The organism is Kocuria sp. CPCC 205261 (genome assembly GCF_040981025.1).
Taxonomy (GTDB): Bacteria; Actinomycetota; Actinomycetes; order Actinomycetales; family Micrococcaceae; genus Kocuria; species Kocuria marina.
Genome location: NZ_JAVKPU010000010.1, coordinates 91,523 through 100,376 on the forward strand (window position 1 = coordinate 91,523; position 8,854 = coordinate 100,376).

Genomic DNA, 8,854 nt, shown 5'->3' on the forward strand with positions numbered 1-8,854 from the left:
AGTCGAGGGTTTGTCGGGTGGGGGATCGGGATCGCACGCCCCGGGGCGGGGTTACGCAAACAGAGGATGCGAAAACAGGGGGGTGTGGGAACAGGGGGTGCGTGACAGTCGGTGACGGAAGCGGGCGGCGCTTCACACGAAGACCCGCGACGCGCCGTCGTGCGGGGATCAGCGCCTGCCCGGGACCTTGACGTCCACCCACACGAGGCGGTGGTCGGAAGTCGGGAACGGGTACTCACCGGTCAGCTCGGAACCGGGCCGGCCCGGAGCGGGCCAGAAAACACCGGCGTCGAGCAGGGGCAGGTTCTTGGACGGCAACGCGTAGTCCACCCGTAGGTTCCCGGGGGCGGGATCGTCCGAGAAGTCCGCGGTGTCGAGTGCCGGGCGCGTCACGTGCGTCCGGTTGGCGCCGCCCTGGCGCGCGCTCGCCACCACGGCGCCCGTGGACGTGGGCTGCGGATCGCGCACCCGGGAGTTGTCAAGCAGCTGCCGCGCGGCACCCGGGAAGGAATCGCCGTCGTTCGGGTCCGAGTTGTAGTCGCCCACGATCACGAAGCGCTCGCCGCGGGGCAGACCGCCGCGCCGCCCGGCGTCGTCGTAGATGTAGCGCGCCGACTTGGTGCCCGTGACGTAATCGGCCCAGAACCGGATCTCGTCGTTGTTCCGGCGCCCGTTACGGTCCTCGGGGCCGTCGAAGCTAGGCGGCGTGGGGTGCGCGGCCAGCACGTGCACGGTCTTGTGGCCCACGCGCACGGGGACGTCCCAGTGGGACTTGGAGGACAGCCGCAGCTGCGCAGCCTGCTCCGGCGTGTAGTAGTCGGTGGGCAGGTGGTTGCCGGGCATGTCCTGCCACCGGAAGTGCTGGAACGTGCGGACCCGATCCCGGGCGATCGGGTACTTGGAGTAGATCACCATGCCGTACTGGCCCGGGAACAACCCGAAGCCCCAGGCGTCGTCCGGTCCGCCCACCGTGCCGTCCTGGTTGAGGTCCAGACCGGACGGCACGCCCGTGTTCACCGGTGCCACGTAGTGGTAGGGGTAGTCCACGGGCGCGTGGCCGTTCTGGCTCACCGCCAGGTAGTTGTCGCGGAACGCCCGCGCGGCGCGTCCGCCCGGGACGTAGTCGAACTCGTTGAGCAGCACGATGTCCGGGTCGTTGACCTGGATGACCTGGGCGATGTTCCGGGCCTGCTGGTTGTCCGGTGTGGACAGGTCCCGCAGCAATTGCCCCTGCTCGCCCCGGTTCAGGGACGCGTTGTACGTGGCCACGCGCAGTCCGTGCTTGTCCCGGCTTTCGTGTCCTTTGGACGACGACGCCGCTCGCGGGCCTTCCCCCGCCGCGGCCGGTGCCACGGTGGTCACGGCGAGGACTCCGGCCAGTGCCGCGGCCGAGACAACAGCGGTACGAGAACGCAGACGCATGGCAAACCTCCAGGTCAGAACGAGATGACCCGAGGGTAGGGAGGCCGAACGACCAGGTCGTGGCGGGAAAGTGAAGATTTGGTGGTCCGTGCTACGTGCGCCGCGAAGGCTCGTGCGACGGCGCGGTCAGAGCTCCAGGACCCGCGCATGGATCACGGAACGGTGGTGCAGGGCCGTGCGCAGGGCCCGGTGCACACCGTCCTCGAGGTAAAGGGTTCCCCGCCAGGACACCACGTGGGGGAAGAGGTCCCCGTAGAAGGTGCAGTCCGAGTCCAGGAGGGTGGCCAGGTTCAGGGTGGAGGTCGTGGTCACCAGATCCCCCAGGCGGACCTGCTGCGGGGCCACCTTGGACCAGTCGGAGGGCGTGACCAGACCGTGGTCCGGATAGGGGCGATCGTCTCCCACGGCCTTGAAAATCATGGATTCACCCTAAAGCCGTACGCCCCGGTCCGCAGAACCGGGGCGTACGTGGCGGGTAGGTGTCGTCGGCCGGGCTGAAGGCTCCCCGTGCTGCAGCAGGCGGCAGGCGTCTGGGCAAGTCGACCGGACCCGACGGAGGGGCCGGGCTCGGGATCAGGAGACCGCGCTCAGCGCGGGCGGCTGCGAGGGCAGGCGCACGGGGCGGGAGTCGGCGTCGAACTGGGCGCCCAGACCCCGCTGGATGAACCGGACCGTGGCCAGGGTGCGTTCGCGCTGGGCGCGCTCGCTCTGCACCGACTTGCTGCGATCCGCGGTGGAGGTGAGGGAACCGTGGACCAGGTCGGACAGCTCGTCGGTGTCGCCCTCCGGGAGGTAGCCCTCGTCCATGGCGCGCTGCAGGATGGACGCGAGGAGGGACTGCAGTTGCTGCACGTGCTCGCCGAGCTTGGCGAAGTCCTCCGGGGACAACACGGTGCGCATGGCCTGGCCGGGAGGCAGGTGCCGGCGGCTGAGGTCCTCGATCTGGAACCGCACGTACACACCCAACTGGTCTACGGGGTTTTCCACCGCGGCGAGTTCTCGATGCAGGTCCGAGACGAAGCGCTCGGTCTTGTCCAGGGCGTAGGCCACGAGCAGTTCGCCCATGTCCGCGAAGTAGTTGTACACCGCGGTGCGCCCCACCCCGGCGGTCTTGGCCACCTGGGTCATGGTCAGATCGGTGAGCCCGTTGCTGTACAGCAGGTCCCCGAACGCGTCGAGAACGGCACGCTGCGTGCGCTCGCGCTGGGCGGCATTACTGGAAGCGGTGATGCGGGGCATGACGACACCTTACCTGATTCTGTCAGCAAAAGGACGGGGCGCTGACGGGCCGTGTGTGTTCTTCCCCCATTCCACCGCATGACCGCGGGGAATGCCCCTTACTTCAGGGCATTCCCCGCGGGCTTTCAGGAACTTCGTCGCCGGTGTTCGGTCAGGCCTCGGCAGCGAGCCCGCCCTGCCACAGGGAGTCGAACGGCAGGTGGGATCCCAGCCGGTGCCGGATGCCGGCGGAGACGAAACTCTTGGCGGTGCGGGCGGCGTCGAGCGGGGAGGCGCCCTTGGCCAGCTCCGCGGTGACGGCCGCGGCCAACGAGCAGCCGGCGCCCGAGACCGGGACCTCGCCCACCTTGGGTTCGGACAGCACCTCAAGCGTGGAGCCGTCGTAGAACACGTCCACGGCGTCCGGGCCGGACAGCCGCACGCCTCCCTTCGCCAGCACGGTGGCCCCGGAGGAGTCGTGGATGCGCTGGGCCGCCTCCTTGAGGTCCTCCACGTCGTTGATCTCCTCCATCCCGGATAGGGACAGGGACTCGAAGTGGTTGGGGGTCACGAACGTGGCCAGGGGCAGCATCTGTGCCTTGAGCGCCTGATCGGTGTCCAGCGCGGCGCCCGGTTCCTGGCCCTTGCAAATCAGCACCGGGTCCAGCACCAGGTGGCGGGGCGCGAGGTCCTTCATGGCCGTGGCGACCGTGTGGATCGTGTCCGGGGAACCCAGCATGCCGATCTTCACGGCGTCCAGGTCGTACGCCGCGGAAATGGTCTGCAGCTGGTTCGCCAGGGTCTGCTGGTCCACGGGCGTGAGGCGGTGGCCCCAGTCGTTCTCGGGATCGAACGCCACGATGCACGTCAGCGCGAGCGATCCGAAGACTCCCAGGGACGTGAAGGTCTTGATGTCCGCGAGCGCCCCGGCACCGCCGGTGGCCTCGGAGCCCGCGACGGTCATGGCAACGGGCGGTTGGTTACGTGTGGTTTCGCTCATGCACGCTATTGTGCTCCCGCGCGGGACGTGCCCGCGACTCGGCGCACCACCCCGTTACACTGGGCTCGACGCCGGGTGGCAGACGACGTCCCTGACCCTTCCGTACATCCCAAGGACACCCGTGTCTGACGCCACCCCGCCCCACACTTCCTCCTCCCGCACCGCCGCGCTCGCGCAGGGCGAACGGCAGTCCCTCTTCGCGCGCCGCCCCCGGACGTACTTCGACGTGATCCTGGCCGCGTACTGCGTGATCCTGGTGCTCTCCAACATCGGCGCGACCAAGGGCGTGCAGTTCGGCCCCATCATCACGGACGGCGGGTTCTTCCTGTTCCCACTGGCCTACGTGTTGGGGGACGTGGTCTCCGAGGTCTACGGTTTCCGGGCCGCACGCAAGGCGATCATCACGTCCTTCTTCTTCGGGGCGTTCTCCTCCCTGGTGTTCTGGATCGTGATCATCCTGCCGCCGGCGCCCTTCTACGAGAACCAGAGCGCGTTCGAGACGGTGCTGGGCCCGGTTCCGCTGATCGTGGCGGGTTCCCTGCTGGGTTACCTGGTGGGTCAGCTGCTCAACGCATACGTGATGGTCAAGGTCAAGGAACGCACCAAGGAGAAGCACCTGTGGGCGCGGCTGATCTCCTCCACCATGGTGGGCGAACTCGTGGACACCGTGATCTTCTGCTCGATCGCCGCTCCCATCATCGGGATCGACTCGTGGTCCGCGTTCTTCAACTACGTCCTGGTGGGCTATGTCTACAAGGTCCTCGTGGAGGTCGTGATCATGCCGGTCACGTACGCGGTGATCGGCTGGATCAAGCGCCGCGAACCCGGCTACGACGCGCGCGCCCTCGAGGAGGCGAACGCGCGGTAGCAGGGCGCGAGCGGCGTCGTCGTGCCCCCGGCTCGGGAGCCCACGTAGGCGAGGTGCCCCCGGGTCAGTACCCCAGGTAGGCGAGCTGCGCGGCGATGGAGCGCTCCGCGGCGCGCCGTACCCCGGCGGGGACGTCGGCGTAGACGGCGTCCGTGATCGCCTCGACGCTCGCGTCGCGGCCGAGTCCGGCGACGATCTCCCGCACCTGATCCAGGCGTTCGAGCCGGTGCTCCGTGAGTTCCTCGCACACCTCCTGCAGATCCGGCAGGGGTGCGCCGTGAGCGGGTAGCACCGTGGCGCCCGAGCGTTGCCCGAGCAGTTCGAGGGAACGCAGATAGTCGCCCAGGGAACCGTCCGGGTGGTCGATCATGGTGGAACCGCGCCCCAGCACGGTGTCCCCGGTAATGACCGTCTCCGGCTCGTCGTGGGGCAACCGGAAGCACACGGAGTCGGAGGTGTGCCCCGGGGTGGCCAGCACGCGGATACTCACACCCGCGGCCAGGATGCAGTCGCCGTCCCGCAGGGGCTCGCCGCTGTCCCGGCAGAACTCGGGCAGGGCCGCACGCACGGGCGCACCGGTGATCTCGTGGAGTCGGTCGATGCCGTCCGTGTGATCTGCGTGGCGGTGCGTCACGAGGATCAGCACCACGGTCCCGGTCGCCGCGACCGCCTGCAGGTGCGCCTCGTCCAGGGGCCCGGGATCCACGACGACGACGTCCGGTCCGGGCCACTCGCCCCGGCCCTGCGCGGACGGGTGGTGGCCGTAGTTCGGGTGCTCCGGGCCGTCCCCCGGGGCGGAGAGGATCCACGTGTTGGTGCCGTCCAGGGTCATGGGCCCGGGATTGGGCGCGAGCACCACGCCGGCGCACGCGCTCACGCGGCGCAGGACGCCGGGGGTGGCGTGCACGGGCTTGGGGTCGCTCACGGTCGGCCGTCCCGTCCAGGTGTCACTGGGCTGGCGACGACGCCGCTCCCACCCGGTCGCGCGGCTCGGGCCACCGCGCACAGGGTACGGCCGGCCGACCCCTCAGCCGGGAAGCACCTGGTCTCGCCCACCACGTGAGGCCCTCGAACCTGCGGATCCCGTGTCCCCGTTTCGCACCTGGCGGGGGAGTCGAGGAGGCTGTGCCGTGAGCGATCACCCGCGGCACCCACCGGGACCGTGGATCCGCGTGCAGAGGACTCCCGGTGGGTTGAGTAAGTCCGAGCCAGTCTAACGCGGGGGAGGAACCGCCTCGTCCTATGTAATGAGCAGTCCACCCTCGCGCCGATGACCGCATACAGTGGCATAGTCCATGCGAATGCTTGATACCCGGAGTGGCAATGTCCCACCTGAGGGTGTCATGTCATCGCTCACCCGACGACAGGCTGGCAGATCCCCATGGCAAATAATGAACGGGCCCGAGTTCAGGCAGCGAAACGGTTCGTGGAATCCTGGGCCGGCCGAGGGTATGAGAAGGGCGATACACACTCGTTCTGGCTGGAACTCTTGCGCGATGTTGTGGGTATGAAGAACGTGACCACGGCAGTACGTTTCGAACAGTCAACGTCCGAGCGCGGCTTCATCGACGTGATCATCCCCGACGCCAAGACGATGATCGAACAGAAGTCGCTCGGTGTGGACCTGGATAAGCCAGAATCTCGCCAGGGGAGCATGGTTACACCTTTCCAGCAGGTGAAGCGCTACGCCGATTCCCTACCCAACTCGCAGCGGCCCGACACCATCATCGTCTCCGACTTCGGACGGTTCCGGATTCATGACCTGGATCAAGTCAAGCCGGCTGAGAACTACACCGAGTTCACTCTCGCGGAGCTGCCCGAACAACTCCATCTGTTGGACTTCCTGACCGACCCACACCGTACGCGCCAGGGCCGAGAAGAGCAGGTTTCTCTGGATGCGGGGCAACTCGTCGGTAAATTGTACGAGTTGCTGCGGCAGCAATATGTGGACCCGGATTCCCCCGAGTCCCGTCATGCTCTCAACGTTTTGTGCGTCCGACTCGTGTTCTGCCTGTTCGCGGAGGACGCAGGCTTGTTCCCCAAGAATGCGTTCTTCAATTACCTCAACGACCTGCCAGCGCGGCAGGTGAGAGCGGCGCTGCGGGACCTGTTCATTCATCTCAGAACCAAGCCCGAGGACTTGGATCCGTACGAATCCGATGAGCTCAAGGCATTCCCGTACGTCAACGGTGGGCTCTTTGAGGCCGATGAGGACATCCCGGGCTTCAGCGACGAAATCGTGCGAGTGCTGCTTCACGACGTCTCACTCGGTACCAACTGGTCCCAAATTTCCCCGACCATTTTCGGCGGGGTCTTCGAGTCGACCCTCAATCCAGAGACACGACGTAGCGGGGGGATGCACTACACCTCACCCAAAAACATTCATCGCGTGATCGATCCGTTGTTCTTGAACGATCTGACGACTGAGTTAGAGGATATCGTTGCACTGTCTGGAGTAACCGATCGAAAACGACGGAATGCATTGGAGCAGTACCACAACAAGATCGCAAGCCTAACCTTCTTCGACCCGGCATGTGGATCCGGCAACTTCCTCACCGAGACGTACATCAGTCTGCGACGCCTTGAGAACAAGGTCCTGTCTGAGCTGAACCACTATCAGACCTCGCTGGTGCTGGACACCGAGTACTCTCCCCTCAAAGTGTCTTTGGATCAGTTCTACGGGATCGAAATCAACGATTTTGCGGTGAGTGTGGCTACCACCGCCCTTTGGATCGCCGAGTTACAGGCCAACGCTGAGGCCCAGATCATCGTTACACAGACCATCGAGGACCTTCCGCTCACTGACAGTGCACGGATCGTAACCGGCAATGCCCTGACGCTGGACTGGTCAGCGGTATTGCCGTCGGGGGAATGCTCATATCTCATCGGAAACCCGCCGTTCCGGGGTGCCCGGTATCAGACGCCGGAACAGAAAGCCAACCTGGTCGCAGTCTTCGACGGCGCCCGTAACGCTGGAAATATTGACTTCGTAGCCGGCTGGTTCATGAAGGCTGCTCGGTACATGGGTGATTCGCCGATACGGGCCGCGTTTGTTGCCACCAATTCGATTTGCCAGGGGGAGCAAGTGGCGAACGTGTGGTCCCCGATCTACGACCTCGGGGTGCGAATCGACTTCGCGCACGATACGTTCCGGTGGCACAACGAATCGAATGATGCAGCCGCTGTCTATGTGGTAATCGTCGGTTTCTCCAAGCAAGGTGGAGTTAAACGTTTATTTCATCACCCGACAGTTAACGACGAAGCTGTGGTGGAGGCCCCTGCTCAGCTCAATGCCTACCTCAAGGACGCCCCCGACGTGTTCGTGTGGAGCAGATCTGAGCCGCTGAGCGATGTCCCCCGCATTGGAATCGGTAACAAGCCGATTGATGGTGGTTACTACCTGTTCACCCCTGCAGAGAAAGAAGCGTTCCTGGACGTGGAACCAGGCGCTGCCCAGTTCTTCCATAGGTGGTATGGGTCTCAGGAGTTCATTAAGGGCATTGAACGCTGGGTTTTGTGGGTCGGTGAAGCTACACCCTCGGAGCTCTCGGAGCTCCCCGAGGTTATCAAGAGGATTCATGCGGTCCGAGATCTTCGCGCATCAAGCAGAAGCGCGCCAACCAGGAAAATTGCCGCCACGCCGACTAGGTTCCACGTAGAGAACATCCCGCTCGGTCAATCCGTTTTGATTCCCGAAGTTTCCTCGGAACGCCGTAAATACATACCGCTGGGGCATCTGCTGCCCGGGGATTTGGCGAGCAACCTAGTGCGGCTTGTCCCCAATGCCACCCTATATCATTTCGGTATTCTGCACTCTCGCGCTCACAATGCCTGGATGCGCACTGTCGCGGGTCGGCTCAAGTCTGATTACCGTTACTCGGGCGGCATCGTATACAACACATTTGTATGGCCTTCTTCCAGTGATAGTCAACAGTCACACATTGCAGATCGAGCCCAGGATGTTCTCAATGCTCGGGATTTGTACCCGGACTCAACAATCGCTCAGATGTACGACCCGGATCTCGACTTCATGTTCCCGGCCCTAACCTCTGCGCATGCCGCATTGGACGATGCGGTGGAGCGCGCGTATGGGCTGGAGGTCGGCCTGGAGGAGAAGGACGTCGTGGCGCACCTGTTCGAGCTTTACGGCAGAGCCATTGGCGCCCTATGACGATCAGCGTCTGCATAATCAGGTCCAGTTCCGGGTCTAGAGGTAGGTCCCCGATTCTCGAGATGAGATCGTCCAGACCGAACGAACCGGCTACGTATTCTCACTGAAGCGCCCTGGGTTTCGTTCCGATCCAACTGAAGGAGAATCGGAACATGCCCAAGAAGTTCAGCCCCGA

Annotated in this window: 7 protein-coding genes; 2 read left to right on the forward strand and 5 right to left on the reverse strand. The window is 64.9% G+C overall.

What is annotated here, in order from left to right:
- Positions 1-168: 168 nt before the first annotated feature.
- From RF646_RS10790 to RF646_RS10805, 4 genes are all read right to left on the reverse strand, one after another.
- Positions 169-1,422 (reverse strand): endonuclease/exonuclease/phosphatase family protein, encoded by a 1,254-nt coding sequence (locus tag RF646_RS10790; RefSeq protein WP_368835956.1) that lies wholly within the window; start codon positions 1,420-1,422, stop codon positions 169-171.
- A 126-nt stretch (positions 1,423-1,548) separates the two neighbouring features.
- Positions 1,549-1,842, reverse strand: coding sequence for a type II toxin-antitoxin system VapB family antitoxin (locus RF646_RS10795; RefSeq protein WP_098053504.1), 294 nt, complete (start codon positions 1,840-1,842; stop codon positions 1,549-1,551).
- A gap of 153 nt (positions 1,843-1,995) precedes the next feature.
- A complete protein-coding gene (locus RF646_RS10800; RefSeq protein ID WP_064846550.1) occupies positions 1,996-2,661 on the reverse strand; it encodes a TetR/AcrR family transcriptional regulator in 666 nt (221 codons plus the stop codon).
- A 151-nt stretch (positions 2,662-2,812) separates the two neighbouring features.
- Positions 2,813-3,640, reverse strand: a complete 828-nt coding sequence (locus RF646_RS10805) for a hydroxymethylpyrimidine/phosphomethylpyrimidine kinase (protein ID WP_368835957.1) — start codon at positions 3,638-3,640, stop codon at positions 2,813-2,815.
- A gap of 226 nt (positions 3,641-3,866) precedes the next feature.
- Between RF646_RS10805 and RF646_RS10810 the strand changes: the two genes are divergently transcribed.
- Positions 3,867-4,508, forward strand: a complete 642-nt coding sequence (locus RF646_RS10810; protein ID WP_368835960.1) for a queuosine precursor transporter — start codon at positions 3,867-3,869, stop codon at positions 4,506-4,508.
- A 64-nt stretch (positions 4,509-4,572) separates the two neighbouring features.
- Here the strand turns inward: RF646_RS10810 and RF646_RS10815 are convergent, their stop codons facing one another.
- On the reverse strand, positions 4,573-5,415 hold the full coding sequence (locus RF646_RS10815; protein ID WP_290657949.1) for an MBL fold metallo-hydrolase: 843 nt from the start codon (positions 5,413-5,415) through the stop codon (positions 4,573-4,575).
- Positions 5,416-5,889: 474 nt separating this feature from the next.
- On the opposite strand from RF646_RS10815, the gene RF646_RS10820 reads away from it, so the two are divergent.
- On the forward strand, positions 5,890-8,679 hold the full coding sequence (locus tag RF646_RS10820; protein ID WP_368835958.1) for a class I SAM-dependent DNA methyltransferase: 2,790 nt from the start codon (positions 5,890-5,892) through the stop codon (positions 8,677-8,679).
- Positions 8,680-8,854 lie beyond the last annotated feature (175 nt).